This window comes from Hymenobacter sp. BT491, assembly GCF_014349165.1.
Classification (GTDB): domain Bacteria; phylum Bacteroidota; class Bacteroidia; order Cytophagales; family Hymenobacteraceae; genus Hymenobacter; species Hymenobacter jejuensis.
The window spans coordinates 51,765-71,994 of the sequence record NZ_JACSJJ010000010.1; the positions used below are offsets into that span (position 1 = coordinate 51,765).

Sequence of the window (20,230 nt, forward strand, 5' to 3'; positions counted from 1 at the left end):
ATTTGGTCGCTTGTCCAGCCGGTGCCTGTGATGTGAGCAATTTCACCGGGCGCATAGTCATCCTTATCAGAAGTGACCGTTTGGGCCATAGCGCCTGCCGATGACAGCAGGAATAACAATAAGAACAGCAGGAACCCATAAGCTCCGAAGCGTATTCTAATTTTTTGAGTGGGTAGGTGTGTACTCATACAGTTGTTATGAGGGGTAAGATGGGTGCTAGTTAATATGGAATAAATACAAAAAAACAAAAGCTATTCTCTTGGCTAACGATAGCCATGAGTAATGAAGAAGCAAATGAGGAAAAGGAAAGCCTAGAGGCCAGTAATAGAGTAAATATCTAATAATAAATGTAACAGTTCTAATTATTATAGATTTATAACAACTTTTTTTATCACTTATCCGTACACGTGCGATTCTGCTCGTTCAACCTATATTTTGGGTCGACGAATTCGATACTCTTCTCAAGCGCCGACTGTGTAATTGCCGCAGGGATAGCTTATATGTTGAGCTTCACGATTCGCTAAACAGCTTAGCACTTGCTTTATTTATAAACATCTGATAATAAGGATGTTACAGTGTAAACAGGATTCTGTGTTGAATCAAGCTCAATCGAAAATAAATCTGAGGTAGCGCGGAATAGTTAAAATCCGATAAGAGGCGCTTAGCGCAGTGAATCTTATAGACTCACCAGGGCTCAAGTTCGTGTTGATACAGGCACAAACGGGCTAAGGGATAGCCAACAACTACCCAATAAGAGCTAGTAGCTGGGTTTTGAAGCTGTACCTTTCGAAGAACTTACAGTTTGAACTGCAAACTTAGCTTAACTCCAAAATTGCGGGCGCCAGGCACGTTGCGGTAAGTCAGCCGGTGCAGGAAGTCGATGCGCACCACCTTGAAAATGTTCTCAATACCGTACCCGGCTTCGGCATAGGGTGTGCGGCCCAATGACTGGAATGTCGGTAGCGGCGTGCCCGTGGCATCGAACGGTGGGTTGATGGCCCGATTGGCGTCGCTTACGCTGCCGTAGAGGACATTACCGCTGGCGATCAGGCGCCAGTTCAGCCGCTTGATTGCCGGCACACTGTTGAGCAGGAAGCCCTCGAAGTGATTTTCAAAACGGAAAGAAACGTAGCGGTCGCTGACGTATTCGAAGTAACGCATCAGGTTGAACGCGGCCCCGTTGTAAAACGGCGACTCATTGCCCAAGTGCGTCTTGAGTACCGGGTACGGGACGGTGCTCGGAATATAGCCGCCGTCGAGGACGTAGTCGGTGCGACCAAGCTGGCCGAGCTTCACGCTTTGTGTGACTAACAGATTGAATTTGTGATACTTAAAATCGCTGCCCAGCACGTTGTCAAAACCGGCGGTGTAGCGGAAGGTCAGCACCGGCCACTTCATCAGGCCGATGGCGTAGCGGCGGTTCTGGTTCTGGATCAGGACTTCGTCGCGGGCGTAGCGTGATTCCAGCACCAGTTCGGTGAGGGCATAATCGTCTTCAGTGGGCGCCCCGGGCTGGCGCACATCCGTATTGTAATAAGCAAAGTTGTAGAGTGGATTGAACCGCTGGTAGCGCAGGCTGACCTTCTGGGTAAAGCCCCGAAACAGATCGGTTTGGAGCGTTAGCGTATTGAGGTCGCGCATGAGCGGCCGGCCGTTGGAGATGTTGCCCATGCGCGCCGACATTTCATAAAGCGGGTTTTCAAGGGCGTAGTCGTTGTCGAGCAGTGCCACTTGGTCGATGTCGTGTCGGCGCTCCACGGTGGCCACCGTCCAGGTGCGGCGGTTGAGGATGCGGCTGACGCGTACGCCGTACTTGAAGCGGCCGTCGCGGGTACCATAAGCGAGGTAAGCCCGCGTCAGCCAGTCGGCGCTGATTTCCGGCGTAGTGCGGAAACCCACCCGAAAGCGGTTTCCCTCAATGCTGTTGAAGGAATACGTATTGATCACCGGACCTAAATCCCAGTTGCCCACGCGTTTGTAGCCATTCACGACGATGTCGGCCAGTTCCAGCGTCGAGTGCACGGAGGGGAGCTTCCGTACCGAGTCCAGCACCGCAAACGTGCGCTGCTCATCGAGCGACAGAGAGTCGGGCCGGTTTTTCTCCCAGTAGTCAGCCGTCAGCGGAGCGTACGCATCCGGCATGGTTTCTACGGGTAATGCATAGAAAACCAGAGGCTTAGGGTGATTGACGTCGAAATTGGAATTGATGGTGGTAAAATCAGCCAGAAAGCCTGTGCTGCCTTTGGTCGGCTTCAACCCGATCACGACATGGGTGCGTTTGGGCAGCCACTGACTGGCCGCCTCGGAAGGCACCAATTCCTGCTGCACTTTAACTTGGTCAACGAAGTTGAGATTGGCTTTGGGCGCTACCGTCAAATCGACGCGGCGCAGGGCGTAACTGTCGGCCGTGATCCAGATGGTGCCCGTGAAAGCCAAGTCACCGGCCCGCCGCGGCGCCACGCCCAATTGGTAGCACCAGTCCTTGCCCACGTACACCGAATCCTGCAGGTCGTATTCGTAGGTAAACTTCCAGCCGTCGGCAATGGGCGAGATAAAGTCCTTACCCAGAAGCTGTTGCCAATTGGGATAAAAATCCCAGTCCTGAAACGACGACCCCAGAATCTGCGAGAGCACCGAGCCGTCGCGCGGAGCTACCCCACGCATCTGGGTGCGTCGAATCTCCTCGCGCTTGCGCAACGGATCGTGGCGAACATACAGACGCGATAGTACTTCCGAAGCAAAAATGGGCAGCAGGGGCTTGCCGTCGGGACCAAGCGGCTGGCCTTTGCTATCGGCCACGGCCATCATGTCCTTGAAAACGCTGCGGTTGCTGATCTTGGCCGGCAGGTTGGAAATGGAAACGGCGACGCGGTTGTAGCTGTCGAATTCGAAGGCTTGCAGCTCGCGCTTGTTGTTTTGGGGCTTGTGGGCCTGCACCTGGCGCATAATTGCGTACGCCGGGTTTTCGTGGGGGCGCACGGTTACCTCGCCCAGCGTCACGGCGCCGCCCCGAAGGGTAAAGTTGACGGTCTGGGTAGCGTCGGTAGTAAGATGCTTTTTCTGGGGCGCAAAGCCCAGCGCCGAAGCGGCAATCGTATCAGCGGGTTGCGGAAGCGTGAGCTGGTAGCGGCCTTGCTCGTCGGCGGTAGTGCCGTTGCTGGTACCCGGTACAAATACCGAGGCAAACGGCACCGGATGTCCGTTGCCGGCCTCCGTAATTTGCCCCGAGCACAAAATGCGTTGCGCCGTCGCGGGCGCAACACCCGCCAGCAGCAATAGCCAAAATAGCAGCAGCGCAGCGTTCTTCATAGAGTATTTCGGGGCAAACTAGGCTTCCTTCTACTAAGGCCAACCCCGTCAAGTTACGCAAACGCACCAAGCAAAAGCAGGAAATTTAAAAGGCCACCTCAGAACGGGGTGGCCTTTTGAAAGATTCATTAAGTGGTTGTTACCCTGAAGCTTTAATCCATCATATCGGCCGAGCGGGGCGACTCGTGCACAAAATCAGGGTTCCAGCTCATGGGGTACTTCTCGTCGAGGTACTGCAACGCCACGTCGGTGAGGTAAAGCGGCCGGAACGTATCCACCATCACGGCCAGCTCGCGGGTTTCGGTTTTGCCGATGCTCGCTTCCACAGTGCCCGGGTGCGGCCCGTGCGGAATGCCGCTGGGATGCACCGTAAAGGAGGCCAGGTCAATGCCCTTGCGCGACATAAAATTGCCCGCCACATAATACAGCACCTCGTCGGAGTCGACGTTGGAGTGGTTGTAAGGTGCCGGAATGCTAAGGGGGTGATAATCAAAGAGTCGCGGCACAAACGAGCAGATCACGAAGTTGTGTGCCTCAAAAGTCTGGTGGACGGGCGGCGGCTGGTGAATGCGGCCCGTAATGGGCTCAAAGTCATGAATGCTAAAGGCATATGGGTAGAAATAGCCATCCCAACCCACCACGTCAAACGGCGAGTGCGCATAAGTAAGCTGATGCAGGAAGCCTTCCTTCTTGATCTGGACGAGGTACTCGCCGGGTTCCGTCTGAATGATGAGCTCGTGAGGCGGTCGCATGTCGCGCTCACAATAGGGCGCGTGTTCCAGCAGCTGCCCAAAATGGTTGCGGTAGCGCCGGCATGTTTCAATGGGGCTAAACGACTCGATGATAAACAGACGAACCGGACCTTCCTCGAAGTGGAGCTGATGAATGATGGTGCGCGGAACTACCACATAATCACCGGGTTCGAAAGCCACCTTGCCCAGTTGGCTCCACAATTCGCCGCGGCCTTCGTGCACGAAGATGACTTCGTCGGCCAGCGCGTTTTTGTAGTAGTACTGCATCCGGCGCTCAGTCGGATTGCAGATGCTGAGCGTCACGTCGGCGTTGCCAAGCAGCGTCTGACGCGCCTGCAAGTAGTCGCCGCCGGTAGTAGTCTGCGCTAGGGTGCGTAAGTGACTGGGCTGTAAGGGTCTTTCCTTTAGGTATTTAGCGCCGTAGGGTACAGGCGCACCTACTTCTTTGATTTGGGTGGGTGGATGAATGTGGTAGAGCAACGACGAAACACCATGAAACCCAAGCGTGCCTACCAACTGCTCGGAATAAAGCGAGCCATCGGGTTGTCGGAATTGGGTGTGGCGCTTGTGCGGAATCTGGCCAACGCGGTGATAATAAGCCATATGGGTGCGGGTGGAGGGTGAGCGGGAAAGCCTTCCTAAAGATACGCAGCCCAGGGCTTTCTGATGACGAAGGGCAGGCAGTGCCCACTACGCGCTGGCAGCGCTTTTAATAAATAACTTATTGTTAATCAAGACAATGTAGTGAGTCAAGTCTGAAGTCTTAAATGCTTTGTTGTTTTATAAAATGTTGATTATTAATGTGTTATGATAGAATTGGGTGCGCGGTAAAGAGTCTTATATAGGCGCTACCTTTGCTGTAATGTTATCGAAGCCAAAAAATACGGGGGTGTCCTCAACCCTGGCGCTTCAAATTGAGTTGTCAAGGTGCTGTTGGTTGCTTGTTCGCTACTCTAAGTTCTGCCTGTGAAAATCCTTTCTACCTCCCTACGCCGCGTACGCACGTGGGGCGTCGCGCTGCTGCTAACTACTTCCGGTGCGCTGGCGGTCACGGCTTACGCACCCAAAAGCACTTCGGCTACGGCGTTGCGGAGCCGCGCTTTCCGCTTTGAATACCAGGCTACGGTGCGCGATATCCCGGCGGGGGCCAAGCAAGTCGATCTGTGGCTGCCAGTTCCGCACTCCGATAAGTCACAGAATATCAATGATTTGCAAGTTGATTCGCCGTATCCTTACGAAGTGGTGACGTCGCAATACGGCAATCACATCCTGCATCTGAATCTGCTGAACCCGAAAGAAACTGCTTTCACGGTGACGATGCATTTTGACGCGCTGCGCCGCGAGCACATCAACCCAACTCTCGTGCCCACCGCCAGCCGCAAAGCCTCCACCGAGCCTGCCGACCCCGGCATGCAGCGTTGGCTTCAGCCCGATAAACTGGTGCCCCTCGACAACCAGATCAAAACCTGGGCTACGGAAGTCGTGGCGAAAGCCAACGCCAAAACGGATTTGGAAAAAGCCCGCGCTATTTACGAGCACGTCGTCTCGACAGTGAAGTACGACAAGTCGGGGCAGGGCTGGGGCCGCGGCGACATTTACTACGCCTGCGATGCCCGGCGCGGCAATTGCACCGACTTCCACGCAGTGTTTATTGGCTACTGCCGGGCCGTCGGCATTCCGGCGCGTTTCAGCATCGGCTTCCCGCTTCCTGCCGATCGTGGTGAAGGCCAAGTGCAAGGCTACCATTGCTGGGCCGAGTTCTACACCAAAGAAACAGGCTGGGTGCCCGTCGATGCCTCCGAAGCGGCCAAAGACCCGTCACGCCGCACGTATTTCTTCGGTGCCCACGACGAAAACCGCGTCGAGTTTACCCGGGGCCGCGATCTGGCGCTGGCCCCGCCGCAGCACAACGGGCCGCTCAACTTCTTCATCTACCCCTATGCGGAAGTAGACGGCAAACCTTTCACCAGCATCGATAAGAAGTTCTCTTACCACGATGCCGCCCCAGCCCCTGCTTCTAAATAGCGGGCGCTAGAGTAAGGTGTATATATTTGATTAGTAGAAGTTTATCCGTTAGCGTTCGGGTTAGGTTAAGCTCGTTGTACCATTACTGTGGCCACATCTCGGACGTATTCGCTGGGGTCGTTGAGCAGGGGCTTAATGACTTCTACCGGCAGGTTTTGCCGGGCCGCCTGCAACGCCAGCACGCTCGACAGTCGGATGTATTCGTCCTCATCCGCCAAGCGCTCTAAGGCGTAGGGTACGGCTTGCGCCGGATGCAAATCGGATAGGGAATTGAGAGCATACCGGATGACCAATTTGTGGTCGTCGTGGCAAATCAAAAACTCCAGCAGCGCGCTGCGGTCGGGCACGTTGTACTGCGCCACGTGCTCGGCCATGAGATAACGCGTGTGGTGCAGCGGCGAAAGCATGCCCCGCGTCATGAGCAGCGTGCGGCAGTTTACGCGCAAGTGCTCCAGGCAATCGTACAGCACTTCTTCGTGCAGATAATCGGCCGTAATGGCTTCCAGCAGCAGGTCAATGCCTGCTACGTCGCCTTTGCCCCAATTTTGCAACTCGATTTCGTGGGCTACCGCTTGCAGCAGGTTGTTGCGCAGTGCGCGGCGCTCGGGCGTATCCTGGTCGTCGTCCCAAAAATCAACTTTTACTTCTTCCACCGAGGTCGCCCCCTGATGGTGTGCCACATACTTCCAAAACAGATCCAGCGCATTCCGCAGATTTGTGTTCACGTCGCTCATCCGTTCTTCAGTTAAAAATTACGGGTTGTTCCACTGCACTCATACAAGCGTTACTTTAAAAGGAGGCTACTTCAAACTATTGATAATCAATATTTTGTAATTTTGGGCTGGGGAGGATGGTACTAGGTTAGGAAAGGGATGTGGTCGAAAGCCAGCAGTGCTGGGCAGGGGCTATTTCATCGTCAGGCCTTGGGCCAGCAGGGTTACTCCGTCGCCTACAGCGTGTAAAGCTTGCTGCATCTCAGGGTCACGGTCGTGCAGCACTTGGAAATAAGCCGTTTTGCCATAGGCGCTGCGGGCGATGTAGGCCTTCAGCTGGTTGCGCAACAGAGGCGAGCAGCGGCGCAGACAAGTCGCATTCGTTGTGATGCCTTCGTGTGCCGCCCGAGCTGCCAGGCTTTGTAATTGAGTATCAGAGATTTGGAAAGTGCTTTTGAACTGCTCGAAACGCATACCTTCCAGCTCCGTCTTGTGATCTTGGTAGAAATTGAGCGCAAACTCCCGCAGCATATTGCGGCCCTGCAAGCGCGTGAAGTACGACGAAGCCGCCATCGTGTCGCGGGGCACAAACAAATCGGGCATGATGCCGCCGCCGCCATACACCGTCCGCCCGTGGTCGGTGCGGAAACGCAGCGAATCGGCAAAGTGGATGCTGTCGGCGTGGAAATACTCGCCGTGGCGTGCCCGCTCCGTCAAGTCCTTTTCGTAAGCGGCCAACCCGTTGCGGTACGACTTCTGAATCGAGCGACCAGATGGCGTGTAGTAGCGGGCAATGGTGAGGCGCAATTCCGAGCCATCGGCTAGGGTAATGGGCTGCTGGACAAGGCCTTTGCCAAACGTGCGGCGACCCACAATCAGAGCCCGGTCATGGTCCTGCAAGGCACCGGCGACTACTTCGGCCGCCGAAGCGCTGCCTTCGTCAACGAGCACTACCAACGGGCCTTCCTCAAACTCGCCCAGTACGCGCGAGTAGGTTTGGGTGTCGTACTGATCGCCTTTGCCATCGGTGTAGACCAGCTTGCGAGTACCGCTGATAAACTCGTCGGCCAGTTTGGTAGCGCGATCGAGGTAACCACCTGGGTTGCCGCGCAAATCCAGCACCAACCGGCTCAGTCCTTGGCGCTTTAGGTCGCCAAGAGCTTGTTTGAAATCATCGTAAGTCCCAGATGCAAAGCGCGTTATCTTGATGTAGCCAGTCTGGTTATCGACCATGTACGCAACTTCCACCGAGCTATTGGGAATGCGGCTCCGCGTTACGGATACAGTAATTGGCTGGCTTTGGTGGCGGCGCAGTACTTGTAGCTGCACATTGCTGCCGCGCGGACCGCGCAGCAGGCCAAACATCTGATCCATAGTTACATGAATGCCCGTAACGCGCGTGCCGTTGACGGCCAAAATCCGGTCGCCGGTCTGGAGGCCGGCTTGCTCCGCCGGGCCACCGTTTAGGGGGGCAATCACAGTGGCTGTATCGCGGAACAGGTTGAATTCCACGCCTACGCCATCAAAGTCGTTTTGCAGGAAAGCAGACACCTTTTGTTCCTCCTGAGCCGGGATGTACACCGAGTGCGGATCGAGGCGCTCCAGCATCCGGCTGATGGCATAGTCCGAAAGCTGTTCGGCATCTACCGTATCGACGTAATCGCGGTCGACGTAGCTCAGAATCTCCTTGAACTTCAGGTAGCCGCGCGATGTGGCGTCGGGGTTTTGGCTGGATGGCCGAAACGGGTTGGCTCCTAGCAACACTCCGCACGCCAACGCCACGGCCAATAGCAGCGGCTGCCGCATTGGCCGCCTCGAAGTGCGAGGCTTGGGTTCCGGCGTAGTTCCCGACTTAGGCGTCGGCTCCGCGTTCGGCTCGGCGTTCATAAACAGCAGAGAGTGTAGAGGTTGGAGCGATAAAAAAGTGCTATAAATCAGAGGCAAGGATTCAAATCTATTGAAACTTTTCCTAGAAAATCAAGGTCAGTAGCAGTCACTCTGAAATTTCCAATAACAGTGCAATTTTTTATATTATAAGAACTATATAGGCTTAAAATAGAGCAATATGCAGGTGTAAAATGGACTGGTTAGGCTCTTGTGTTAGTTGTCTGAAGTGTTTAAATAATATAACTATTTTAATTTATAGGAGATTGGCTTTTTCAAAGCTCAGCAGATGGAAACATCCAGCATTTGCCACTTGGAGTTGCGGATAACTTGCCGGTGCTTCGTTTGCCTGTCGTATCTTTGTGCTGCTGTCGGTCGTTGCTGCTGCTTTTCCTTTTCCACCTCATTCTCAACTCGCCATGGGCCGCATTCTTGCTATCGACTACGGCAACAAGCGCGTGGGATTGGCGGTAACCGACCCGCTCCAGATTATCGCTACGCCCCTGGAAACCATACACAGCCAAGACCTTTTGGCCTACCTCAAAGCGTATCACCAACGCGAGCCACTAGAGGCGCTGGTCGTGGGCATGCCCCGCACCCTGCTCAACGAACCAACGGACGTGACGAGCGCCGTAGTTGGGCTGGTACGCCGGTTGCGGCGCGATATGCCAGAAGTGCCTGTGTATGAGATAGATGAGCGGTTTACCTCGCGTATGGCGCATCAAGCGATGCTGGCCGGCGGCCTTTCCAAGAAAGACCGGCGCGACAAAGCCACCGTCGACCGCGTGAGCGCCACCCTGATTTTGCAATCTTTTTTAGCTTCCCGATGATTTACCCTATTGTTGCCTTTGGTGATCCGGTACTGAAAGCCCGTGCCAAAGACATCCCCGCTGAGTTCGAAGCCGCTGAGCTTAAGCAGCTTATCGCTGATATGTTTGATACCATGTACCACGCTCACGGCGTAGGCTTGGCCGCCCCGCAGATCGGCAAGAGTATCCGCCTGTTCGTGATTGACTCGACCCCGATGGTGGAAGAGGAAGACGAGGACGGCCAGCCCGTTGAACCTTCCGAACCCCCCGTGAAGCGGGCGTTTATTAACCCCACAATGGTTAGCGAAACCGGCGACGAATGGGGCTTTGAGGAAGGCTGCCTGAGCATTCCTGGCGTGCGCGAGATGGTGTACCGACACGAAACCATCGTGATTCGCTACCACGACGAGAACCTGGTGCAGCACGAAGACACTTTTTCCGGCATGACGGCCCGCGTCATTCAGCACGAATACGACCACTTGGAAGGCGTCCTGTTTACGGACAAGATTTCGGGCTTTAAAAAGCAGCTTATCAAGGGCAAGCTCACCCGCATCAGCAAAGGCGATGTAAAAGCCGACTACCGGATGCGCTTTGCAGGGGCTGGGCGCAAGTAATTAGCTATAAGAGAGTTATGTAAAACGCGGCATGCTAAGAGAAGTCGAAGCATGCCGCGTTTGGGATTTGGTGTAACTATTTGATATACTGGTAGTTACGTAACATCTATTTTTATCTATTGTGAAAAAGCAATTGTCGCTACTGCTATTGGCTGTGCTATGCCTGATTCCGCGGCAGCCGCAGGCCTGGGGCTTCTTTGGGCATCGGTTGATTAACCGCTTGGCAGTCTTTACGTTACCGCGCGAGATGATTGGGTTTTACAAAGCCAACATCGAGTACATGACCACGTATGCCACCCGCCCCGATCAGCGCCGGATGGTAGTTCCCGGTGAGGCCGCTCGGCATTTCCTCGACGTGGATGCCTACGGCGACAGCGCCATTTTTAAGCTGCCCCGCAGTTACGCCGACGCCGTGGCCCGTTACGGCGAAGACTCACTATTGCGGCACGGAATTGTGCCGTGGCACATCGGGGCCATGAAAGCGCAGCTAACCGAAGCCTTTCGCACGCACGACACCGACCGAATCCTGCGGCTGTCCGCCGATATGGGCCATTACGTTGCCGATGCCTGCGTGCCCCTGCACACCACCCGCAACTACAACGGCCAGCGTACTAACCAGCGCGGCATTCATGGCCTGTGGGAAAGCCGGCTACCGGAAGTGCTCAGCGGCAATTACGATTTCTTTGTAGGGCCGGCTCCTTACCTCGACAATCCCTCCAAGGCGATCTGGGCGGCGGTTGGGCGAGCGCACACGGCCGTCGATTCGGTGCTGCGCATGGAGCAGGAACTCACCGTCCGTTTTCCGGCCGATCGTAAGTACGGCTACGAAGCCCGTGGTGCCCAGACGCAACGTGTGTATTCTCAAGACTTTACCCGCGCTTACCATGCGGCGTTGCACGGGCAGGTAGAACGGCAAATGCGCCAAGCCGTGCAGCTTGTAGGCGCGCTGTGGTACACAAGTTGGGTCGATGCCGGCCAACCCGATTTGAGCAAATTGCCCAAAACCCCATCCGAAAAAGAGCAGCGACAGCTGGCTCAGGAAGCGGCGCTTGCGCCCGTGCTGCCAGCCGGCGCCGGCCACGAAGACTGAGGAGCTTCGGGCACCACCAACGACCGCTTTAGAAAGGTCGGTTTAGCTCATTTCAAGATTCTTAACTCTCTGCAATCAGTGTAGGAGCCTCGTCCGTACAAGGCTTCACGCTAAGCTTATTGTCCATGAAAAGCCTGTACACCGTTCTGCTCCTAACCATTTCCAACCTGTTCATGACCTTCGCGTGGTACGGCCATCTGCAATTCAAGAAATATGCGTGGTTCAGTACTTTGGGTATCGTAGGTATTATATTGATTAGCTGGGGATTAGCTTTCTTTGAATACGTGTTTCAAGTGCCTGCCAACCGCATCGGGTTTGACGAAAACGGCGGCCCGTTCAACCTGTTTCAGCTGAAAGTAATCCAGGAAGTAGTGTCGCTGACGGTGTTCACGCTGTGCGCGGTGTACGTGTTCAAAACCGATAAGCTCGGCTGGAACCACTTGGTAGGATTTGCGCTGTTGGTGGCGGCAGTTTACTTCATTTTTAAGAAGTAAGGCGCTTGGGGCGTCGCCTTTGAGGTTCAGGTTGGATTCCCTATTTTTCCGGCTTATACCTCACCTACTTATTTACATGGAACAAAATTACCCTTCGCCTACGGGCATGCCACCAGTTGGAGGTCCGCCGCCCAAAAACTGGTTGGTCGAGTCTATTCTAGTGACGATTTTTTGCTGTTTGCCGTTTGGCATCGCCGGTATTGTAAACGCGGCCAACGTCAATTCGCGGTACAGTCTGGGCGACTACGCCGGCGCGGTGCGGGCCTCGGAGCAGGCAGCCAAATGGACCAAAATCGGGTTTTTCATTTGGCTGGCAGGCACCGTCATCTGGATTGTTATGATGATGCTGGGCTTTGGTGGAGCCATGTTAAGCGGGTTCGGTGACGGATTCAACAACCGGTAAGGGCCGCCGGGCCTTCACGCTTCCCCAACGGGCGGCTGGCGTCGTTGCTCTGGGCCTGCTGGCCGGGCTCGCGCTGGCCGCCCTTTATTTTCGGCTGGATCCGGCGCGCTATCCTTTTCCGCGTTGCCCATTTTACCTGCTCACCGGATTGTATTGCCCCGGGTGCGGCACGCAGCGGGCCCTGCATGCCCTGTTGCACGGAAGGCTATGCCAAGCAGCCAGCCTAAATTTGCTGGCTGTACTCTACGCACCGGTGCTGGTATTTGGCGCCGCCGACGGGGTGCGGGCGCTGGCCACGGGGCAAGTACGCCGCACTTCCTTTTTGTATCATCCGGGGTTTGGCCGGCTGATCGTTATTACAACCGTTTTGTTTGCGGTGTTGCGCAACCTGCCGAGCGCATTAGGTACGTGGCTTGCGCCCTGATGCAGGGGTTCGGGATGAGCTAAGATCTAGATAATGAGGATATTATGCTGATACGGCAAAGTCGTAGCAGCAGCCGCGTGTTACCTGAGTGGCGCAGAAAACAGCGTTTCAGGCGCGCCATCTACTCTCACTGCTTAGTCTGATGCTTCTTAAGCTCAACGGTGAGGCTTGCTACTATTTGTCTATATTCAAGACAACTACTGCCATGTGACTGCGTAGGGAAAGCCGCTGCCTGTCAGGCAGTTTTCATTGTTTGAGAAATGCAAAAATTGTACCGCTGGCTTCCGTTGTTTTTGCTGGCCTTACTGGTTCAGGGTCCGGTTCGGGCTCAGCGTGTGGGGGTAGTGCTGAGCGGAGGCGGGGCAAAAGGCTTGGCGCACGTAGGTGTGCTTAAAGTCTTGGAAAAGAATCACATACCCATCGACTATATCATCGGTACCAGCATGGGGTCGGTGGTAGGAGCGATGTATGCGGCGGGGTATTCGCCCACCGAAATTGAGAAAATTGTGGCTGACCCGCAGTTTCAGTATTGGGTGTCGGGCAAGCAGCTGGAAGACAAGGCGTTCAACTACCTCAGTGCCGATCCGTCGCCGGGGTCGTTGCACGTTGGGGTGGCTATCGATTCGGCCTTCCGAACACGCGTTACGCCTAATTTGGTAAACGACGTAAACCTTAACTTCGTGCTAGCCAAACTGTTAGCTCCGTCGGCTGCTGTGGCCGACTACAACTTCGATCAGTTGTTTGTGCCCTTCCGGTGTTTGGCAGCGGAGGTGTTTACGCGCAAGCAGGTGATTCAGCGCGAGGGTTCGCTCGCCGATGCGGTGCGCAACTCCATGGCGGTGCCGTTGGTGTTTCGCCCCATTCGCAACCCCGACGGCCGCTATCTGTTCGACGGCGGCATCTACAACAACTTCCCCACCGACGTGATGCGCGCCGAGTTCAAGCCCGACATCATCATTGGGGTGAACGTGGGCGACGTGGCCTACAAGCAATACCCATTTAAGAAGGACGACGAGCTGCTGGCCAGTACGCTGGTTTTTCTGGGCGCCAACGTGGCCGATACTACGGCCGTCGGCCCCAATGGCATCTTCATTCAGCCTGATTTAGAAGGCTTTGGCGCAACGGACTTCGATAAAGTACGGGAGTTGATCGAGCGCGGCACCAAATCGGCGCAGGACAAGCTGCCGCTGATGCTTAGCCGCATTCAGCGCCGTTCCGACACGGTGGAACTGGCTCAGCGCCGCTCCGAATTTCAGAATCGGGCGCCCAAGCCGGTGTTCAAAAGCGTGACGGTGCAGGGTCTGAAGGCCAACCAGAACGCTTACGTTCGGCGCTTTTTTCAGCGGGAAGGCCGGAGCTACACCATCGACGACATCGAGGAAGGGTATTACCGCTTGGCCGCCGACGATTTTTTCCGCAACATCTATCCGCGCATTCGCTACGACAAGGCCCAGGAAGGCTACAATTTCAGCCTGGATGCACGCCAGAATAACAATCTGTCGGCCGAAATCGGTTTCCTGCTCAGCACGCGCCCCATCGACAACATTTACGTCGGGCTGGAATATCGCTTCCTGAAAAGCCTGCTGTACTCGACGGCGGTTAACGTGAGCTTAGGGCGGTTTTACAATGCCGGACAGGGCCGTTTTCGGATGAGCGTGCCCGCCAAGCTGCCCTACTACATCGAGCCCAGCATAACCTACAACAACTGGAGCTACCAGCGTACCGGCGGCCTGCTGGGCCGCGACGTGCAGAACACGCTCATCGAGCAAAGCGACTTGTCGGCGGGCGTGCAGCTTGGCATTAGCCCCAACTTCCGGAGCCGCGTGACGCTGGAAGGCGCCTACTTCGGCAATCAGGATAATTACGCCAACCGCAAGGAGGTCTCGTCGAGCGATATTCTGGACCGCACCAGTTTTCGAGGCGTAACTTCTTCGCTGCGCTTTACCCGCAACTCCCTGAATCGTAAGCAATACCCCACGGCCGGCCGCCGTGCCCTCATCAGCGTGCGTGGGGTGCGCGGCACGGAAAGCTACCGCCCGGGCTCAACTTCGGTGCTCACCGATAAGCGCACGCAGGACCACCAATGGCTACAATTTTCGGGCACCTACGAAAACTATTACCCCCTGAAAGACAAGAAAAGCAACTGGGGCTATTTCGGCGAAATCATGGTCAGCACGCAAGGACGGTTCGTGAATTACCGCTCGTCGCTGACGACTTCGCCCTCGTTTACGCCGCTCGTTGATTCGCGCACGCTGTTTCTGGACAACTACCGCTCGGCGCGGTACGTGGCGGCGGGCTTGCGGTATTCGCGCAGCATCCTGGGCAAAATCGAATGGCGTACCGAAGCGTTTACGCACCTGCGCTACCAGCCCGTGGAGGCCAGCGACGATCCGCTCAACCAGCGCGGCATTCTCAAGCACGGCTTCGATCGCCCGCGTCTGACGACCAGCACAGGCTTTATCTACCAGCTCAACCCCATCGGCCCGCTGGCCGTGCACCTCATCCACTACGACGATTCGTCGCGGCGCTGGGCTGTGTTTGCCCACATTGGCTATTTGCTATTCCATGCAAAGTCTTTGGAATAATACACAACTAATTGATTATTAATTATTTATGCATTATCCTTTTCCGCTGGCATCCGGGTATTGCGGCGGTTCGGCCGTAGCGGGGCCTGCGTCAGCGTGCAACGGCGTGTTGGCGGCAGCCTCGCAGCCCGCCAGCACGGCGCAGGCCAGCGAAGTTCGTCCGTACACCATCTGGAAAGCACTGGTGGCGAGCCACATTGCCAGAACTGGGGCGGCCCAGTAGATCCAGAGGCCAGTGTAGCTGTTGGCGGCTACGGCCGCGCCCAAAGTACGGGCCGGATTGAGGCTCATGCCGGAAAAAGGCGTTTCGAAAAGGATAAACAAAGCCAGCAGCACTCCTACCAGCCAGCCCGTCCATTTCTTAAGTTGGCGCGAATGCAGCGCCACCAACATGCTCATCATCAAGATAAAGCTGATGATGAATTCGCCCAAAAACGCTTGCCCCGAGCCACCCGGTTTGGGTTGAGTCGTGACGTAGTGCACAGCCGGATGCGCGTAGAAACTGCCCAGCACGAGCTTCATCAGTTGGCCAGCCCCGATGGCTCCTGCCACCTGCGCCACGATGTACCAGGCCGCGTCTGCCGTCCGGATTTTGCCTAAATGCCAGAAAGCCACCGTCACGGCCGGGTTGATGTGGGCCCCGGATCGTTTGCCCCACGGGCTGTACACAATCAGCACGATAACCAGCGCCATGGCCACCGCCATGAGCGCGGTACGGATGGTTGGGTGCTGACTTAGCGCTTGGTAGCCCGGCGAGGCCGGGTGCTCCAGAAGCACCGTGAGCAAGCTGGCCGAACTCAGAAAGAAAGCAATGCCAGCTGCTTCGGCTACGTAATGCTGCCAATGCCGCTGCCAAGCTGAACGCAACTTCGAAACAAACGCCATTTGCCGGGTTCCCAGCGCTTCGGGGGAGAGCGCCGAAGCGTGTGGGTACAAACGGGCGGGCTATGATCAGAGTTATGGTTGGGCTACGGTTGAACCAGCAACAGAGCCGTGGTAGCGGGCACGATCAACGGCTGGCCTTCGGCTTGGTTGAGCTTCTCCAGGCCCTGCGGATTGATCTGGTCGCCGCGCAACACCACGGAATACGTGCCGGCGGGTATGCTCACGGCCGTAGCCGTGCGGTTGCCGTTGAACAGCACCACAATGGTATTCCAGCGGTCGCCGCCGGCGTGGTCGTGGAGGCGATAGCCGATGGTGCCTGCCGGCATTGTCGGTAGAAATTCTAAGTGCTTCTGTATCAGCTCGGTAGTGGCGAGGCGAAACGCCGGATGTGCGCGCCGCAGCTCGATCAGTTGGCGGTAAAACTCGTGTACGCTGACGTACTGGGCTTTGCGGGCCCAGTCGAGTTGGTTGACGTTGTCGGGCAGGTTGTAAGAGTTGTTAGAGCCGCCTTTGGTCCGCAAAAAGTCATCGCCGACGGCCAGAAACGGGACGCCCTGCGAGGTAAAGACGATGGCGCCGCACAGCAAATCCATGCGGATCAGCTCGGCTTCCGAAACGCCGGGGTTGGCTACCACCAGCTTGTCCCAGAGGGTGCGGTCGTCGTGGCAGGCCACATAGTTGATGCTCTGCGAAGGAGAACCAGCCCACGGCGCTTTCGAATAATTAACCTTCTGATAATCAAGCTGTGGGTGCTCGGTAGCGGCCACAATGCCGAACTTCACGCTTTCCTCCAGCCCCGGCTGCCCGCTGGCAAAACCGGGCTCGGTCTGGCGCGATACGTGGCCTTTTACCCCGTCGCGCAGCTCGTCGCCGAAGGCCGCGATGCGGTCGAGGCGCTGCATATTGGCTTTCACGGCCCGCTGGCTTTCCGGCACCGGACTAGCCCCCGCCGTCCAGCCTTCGCCGTAAATGAAAATGGAGTGATCGATCTGATCGAGGGCCACCCGCACGGCGCGCATGGTTTCGAGGTCCAGCACGCCCATCAGGTCAAAGCGGAAGCCGTCGACGTGGTATTCGCGGGCCCAATACGCCACCGATTCCACGATGAGCTTACGCACCATCGGGCGCTCCGAGGCTATTTCGTTGCCACAGGCCGTGGCGTTGGAGTAGTTGCCGTCGGCCGTCTGGCGGTAGTAGTAGCCGGGCACCAGCTGGTCGAAGCTGCCGCGGTTGGCTTGCAAGGTATGGTTGTAGACTACATCAAGCACCAAACGTAAATCGTTGTCATGCAACGACTTAACCATTTGCTTGAATTCTCGGATTCGCACGGCCGGATCGGTGGCATCGGTAGCGTAAGTGCCTTCGGGCACCGTAAAGTGCTGGGGTTCGTAGCCCCAGTTGTAGCGGTTTTCTTCCGGCTTGCTTTCGTCGATGGAGGCAAAATCGTTGGTGGGCAGCAGGTGTACGTGCGTGATGCCGAGGTCTTTCAGATGGTCGAGGCCCGTGCTGACGTCGCCGGGGCCACGCGTGCCGGTTTCCGTGAGGCCCAGGTATTTGCCTTTGTGCTGAATCCCCGACTGTGGGTGCATCGACAGATCACGAAGGTGCAGCTCCCCCAAGATGACGTTGCCGGGCCGCGCTAGTCGGGGGCGTAAGTCGTCTTGCCAGCCGGTAGGGTTCGCCGTAGCGGGGTCGAGCAACGCTCCGCGCTGCCCATTCAGGCCTACTGCATGTACATAAGGATCAGGTACTTCGGCCATCTGTCGGCCGCCGATGGTTGCCTGCACTACATAAAACAGCCCGGCGGGCTGCGGCGGCAACGTATAAAGCCAAGTGCCTCCTTCCGCTTTTTGCATGGCATACTCCGCCACCGGTGCGCCGCCGCTGCCCGTGGCGTAGAGCTTCAGGCGCAGCGCCTCGGCAGTCGGAGCCCAAACGCGCAGCTTGGCCCGGCCGCCCGTGAACGTAAGGCCCAGATCCGGGCCGGTATAGGTTGGGTATTTGGTGTAATCGGGGCCGACGAGCTTTGCTGCCGGGCGCAAACAGGAGGTAATGGTAAGCAATAGGAGCAGGAAACGGGCGATTCGCATATTGGAAATCAGAGCAAACATGCTCCGGAAAATTCGGGTCGTGGCGGGCATTGTTTCTTCACTTCCTCGCCATAACAGCATTACTTGGTTTTATATAAATATTTGATAATCAAAGTTTTATAATAAATGATCGGATTAGCTCCGCAACTTCTGCGGGCGCTTCCAGTGGCAGCAAGTGCCCGGCGCCCGGAATGATTTCCAGGTGCGTATTCGGAGCCAGATAGGGCAGCGTTTCCAAGCCTTGTACCGAGGGCGAAAGCACCGGATCGGAGTCGCCGGTGAGGATGATGGCTGGCACCTGCACGAGGCTCATCAAGGCGGATATGTTTTCGCGACTGCCGTGCAACATCCATTCGTCCCAGGCACGGCGCGAAGTCCGCAGGTTGTCCGCGATTACCTGCTGGCGAGTGGCCGGGCTCAGCGGACGAGCCGTGATGTGGTCGAATGTGCTGGCTGCCGCCACGTCAATGCCATAGGCGCGCAGGTTGGCTAGGCGGCCTTCGTCGGTCATGGGTTCGGGAGTGGGCGGGGAGGGCGTCACCAACACCAAGCCGCGCAGGCCTGAAGGCTGCTGAGTTGCCAGATACATAGCAAACTTCCCACCCATCGAGTGGCCCACCAGCACGTAGTTGGTAAGGTGACGTTCGGCAATCAGGGCTGCCACATCGGCTGCGTAATCGGCTACGGCATAGCCTGTTTCGGGCGCGGGAGCGGAGCCAAACCCACGCAGGTCGGGGGCCAGGCAGTGATAAGTGGAGGCCAGCAGCTCCATCACCGGCTGCCACTCCAGGCCGGAGCCCGCCCAGTAGTGTAAAAACACGAGCGAAACCGGGCCTTGGCCGAGTTCTAGCACCGGAAGAACAACGGGCGTTGCAGGCATGGGTAGCAGAGAAAATGAGGAAATCTGCATACGCAAACTCCGCTCTGGGGTGCCGTTATTTCCACCGAATCTTCTGCCCCGACTGGCCCGCATGCAGCCGCTCGGGCACGTGTCGAAGCAGCAATTCGCGCAGACTGTCCAGCAGACCCGTGCGCACAAAGCCGTGGTGCGTCACTAGGCTTACTTCGCGCACCGGTTCGGGCGCGTCGAAGCGCTTGATCATGAGGTTGTTATCCATCTCGTTGAGCACCGATAGCTCCGGCACCAGCGTAAAGCCCTGGTTGCGGCGCACCATTTCCTTGAGCGTTTCGATGGAGCCACTTTCGTACACGAAACGCCGTGGCTGGTTGAGATTGGCGGGCGCACAAATGTTAAGTACCTGATGGCGAAAGCAATGCCCTTGCTGCAACAGCCATAAATCCGGAAAGCTCAGGTCGGAAGGCTTCACGGTGGCTTGTCCGTACAGCGCATGCCCTTCCGATACGTACGCCAAAAACGGTTCTTCCAGTACGGGCACTTCGCGCAGGCTGCGGTCGTCGAGGGGCGTGACGAGCAGGCCGATGTCCAGTTGGTTTTCCTTGAGGCGCTGCACAATCTGGTCGGTGGGCATTTCCTCCACCTGCACGCGCAGCCGCGGGTATTTCTCCACCAGTTCCAGCAGAAAAAGCGGCACCAGATACGGCGCCAGCGTCGGGATGATGCCGATGCGCAGGGCGCCCACCATTTCGCCTTTTTCCTGTTGCACCACGTCGCGGAGTTGGTAGGCTTCGCGCAGCACCAACCGGGCCTGTTGCACCACTTTCGCCCCGACCGCCGTGGGTTCTACTTTCTTCTTTTTACGATCAAACAGCAACACGCCCAATTCTTCCTCCAGCTTTTGGATTTGCATGCTGAGAGTAGGTTGGGTCACAAAGCACTTCTCCGCCGCCAGCACAAACTGCCGGTGCGTATCGAGCGCTACTACATATTCAAGCTGCTGAATCGTCATCCAGCGAAGGTATAGTTTTTGTCTATGAGTTCTAAAATGAAATTAATATTATCGATAGATAAGGCGCTGTGTTATACAGGTTTCTTGAGAAAAGCAGTAGTAATTAAGAACATACTGACAAATGAATAAACCTTTATAATTCAAAAATTACAATAAGGATTCATTGCGCTAAATTATGACTTCGCCAAGACTGCGCTTATAACTTATCTTATCCTATGTTCGCCTGTGCCTCGTACTTGGGGCTGATGAGAAGGAAAAGAGAGGAGTAAGATTCATCGATTATGG

16 protein-coding genes are annotated in these 20,230 nt (G+C 56.2%); 8 read left to right on the top strand and 8 right to left on the bottom strand.

Annotation, left to right across the window (positions count from 1 at the left end):
- Positions 1-795: 795 nt before the first annotated feature.
- Both H9I52_RS22195 and H9I52_RS22200 read right to left on the bottom strand, forming a co-directional pair.
- Positions 796-3,309, bottom strand: a complete 2,514-nt coding sequence (locus H9I52_RS22195; protein WP_187455693.1) for a DUF5686 and carboxypeptidase-like regulatory domain-containing protein — start codon at positions 3,307-3,309, stop codon at positions 796-798.
- Between the two features lie 152 nt (positions 3,310-3,461).
- Positions 3,462-4,664, bottom strand: coding sequence for a homogentisate 1,2-dioxygenase (locus H9I52_RS22200; RefSeq protein ID WP_187455694.1), 1,203 nt, complete (start codon positions 4,662-4,664; stop codon positions 3,462-3,464).
- Between the two features lie 363 nt (positions 4,665-5,027).
- On the opposite strand from H9I52_RS22200, the gene H9I52_RS22205 reads away from it, so the two are divergent.
- Entirely contained in the window at positions 5,028-6,086 is a 1,059-nt protein-coding gene (locus H9I52_RS22205) for a transglutaminase domain-containing protein (protein ID WP_316248072.1), read from the top strand.
- A gap of 65 nt (positions 6,087-6,151) precedes the next feature.
- Here H9I52_RS22205 and H9I52_RS22210 read toward each other — a convergent pair whose 3' ends face one another.
- Together H9I52_RS22210 and H9I52_RS22215 are read right to left on the bottom strand one after the other, a co-directional pair.
- Positions 6,152-6,820, bottom strand: coding sequence for a HEAT repeat domain-containing protein (locus H9I52_RS22210; RefSeq protein WP_139515472.1), 669 nt, complete (start codon positions 6,818-6,820; stop codon positions 6,152-6,154).
- 171 nt (positions 6,821-6,991) lie between these two features.
- The gene (locus tag H9I52_RS22215; protein WP_262386191.1) at positions 6,992-8,686 is read right to left on the bottom strand and encodes a S41 family peptidase; all 1,695 of its coding nucleotides are present in this window, start codon (positions 8,684-8,686) and stop codon (positions 6,992-6,994) included.
- 416 nt (positions 8,687-9,102) lie between these two features.
- Between H9I52_RS22215 and ruvX the strand changes: the two genes are divergently transcribed.
- From ruvX to H9I52_RS22250, 7 genes are all read left to right on the top strand, one after another.
- Positions 9,103-9,513, top strand: a complete 411-nt coding sequence (ruvX, locus tag H9I52_RS22220; protein ID WP_187455695.1) for a Holliday junction resolvase RuvX — start codon at positions 9,103-9,105, stop codon at positions 9,511-9,513.
- Positions 9,510-10,106, top strand: a complete 597-nt coding sequence (gene def, locus H9I52_RS22225; RefSeq protein WP_139515474.1) for a peptide deformylase — start codon at positions 9,510-9,512, stop codon at positions 10,104-10,106. The genes ruvX and def overlap by 4 nt, the downstream gene beginning before the upstream one ends.
- Before the next feature lie 121 nt (positions 10,107-10,227).
- Positions 10,228-11,196 carry a zinc dependent phospholipase C family protein gene (locus tag H9I52_RS22230; RefSeq protein WP_187455696.1) on the top strand — a complete coding sequence of 323 codons (969 nt, stop codon included), beginning with the start codon at positions 10,228-10,230 and terminating at the stop codon, positions 11,194-11,196.
- 125 nt (positions 11,197-11,321) lie between these two features.
- On the top strand, positions 11,322-11,690 hold the full coding sequence (locus H9I52_RS22235) for a DMT family protein (protein ID WP_139515476.1): 369 nt from the start codon (positions 11,322-11,324) through the stop codon (positions 11,688-11,690).
- 76 nt (positions 11,691-11,766) lie between these two features.
- Entirely contained in the window at positions 11,767-12,093 is a 327-nt protein-coding gene (locus H9I52_RS22240; RefSeq protein WP_139515477.1) for a CD225/dispanin family protein, read from the top strand.
- Complete coding sequence (locus tag H9I52_RS23285; protein WP_187455697.1) at positions 12,071-12,517, top strand: DUF2752 domain-containing protein; 447 nt, start codon at positions 12,071-12,073, stop codon at positions 12,515-12,517. The genes H9I52_RS22240 and H9I52_RS23285 overlap by 23 nt, the downstream gene beginning before the upstream one ends.
- Before the next feature lie 260 nt (positions 12,518-12,777).
- Entirely contained in the window at positions 12,778-15,102 is a 2,325-nt protein-coding gene (locus H9I52_RS22250; RefSeq protein ID WP_187455698.1) for a patatin-like phospholipase family protein, read from the top strand.
- A 33-nt stretch (positions 15,103-15,135) separates the two neighbouring features.
- On the opposite strand, the gene H9I52_RS22255 is transcribed toward H9I52_RS22250, so the two are convergent.
- The 4 genes from H9I52_RS22255 to H9I52_RS22270 all read right to left on the bottom strand — a co-directional run bounded on the left by H9I52_RS22255 (position 15,136) and on the right by H9I52_RS22270 (position 19,945).
- Complete coding sequence (locus H9I52_RS22255; protein WP_187455699.1) at positions 15,136-16,038, bottom strand: MIP/aquaporin family protein; 903 nt, start codon at positions 16,036-16,038, stop codon at positions 15,136-15,138.
- Positions 16,039-16,070: 32 nt separating this feature from the next.
- Positions 16,071-18,077 carry a type I pullulanase gene (gene pulA, locus H9I52_RS22260; protein WP_187455707.1) on the bottom strand — a complete coding sequence of 669 codons (2,007 nt, stop codon included), beginning with the start codon at positions 18,075-18,077 and terminating at the stop codon, positions 16,071-16,073.
- Positions 18,078-18,186: 109 nt separating this feature from the next.
- The gene (locus H9I52_RS22265; RefSeq protein ID WP_187455700.1) at positions 18,187-18,957 is read right to left on the bottom strand and encodes an alpha/beta fold hydrolase; all 771 of its coding nucleotides are present in this window, start codon (positions 18,955-18,957) and stop codon (positions 18,187-18,189) included.
- A 55-nt stretch (positions 18,958-19,012) separates the two neighbouring features.
- Complete coding sequence (locus H9I52_RS22270; RefSeq protein ID WP_139515482.1) at positions 19,013-19,945, bottom strand: LysR substrate-binding domain-containing protein; 933 nt, start codon at positions 19,943-19,945, stop codon at positions 19,013-19,015.
- Between the last annotated feature and the right edge of the window lie 285 nt (positions 19,946-20,230).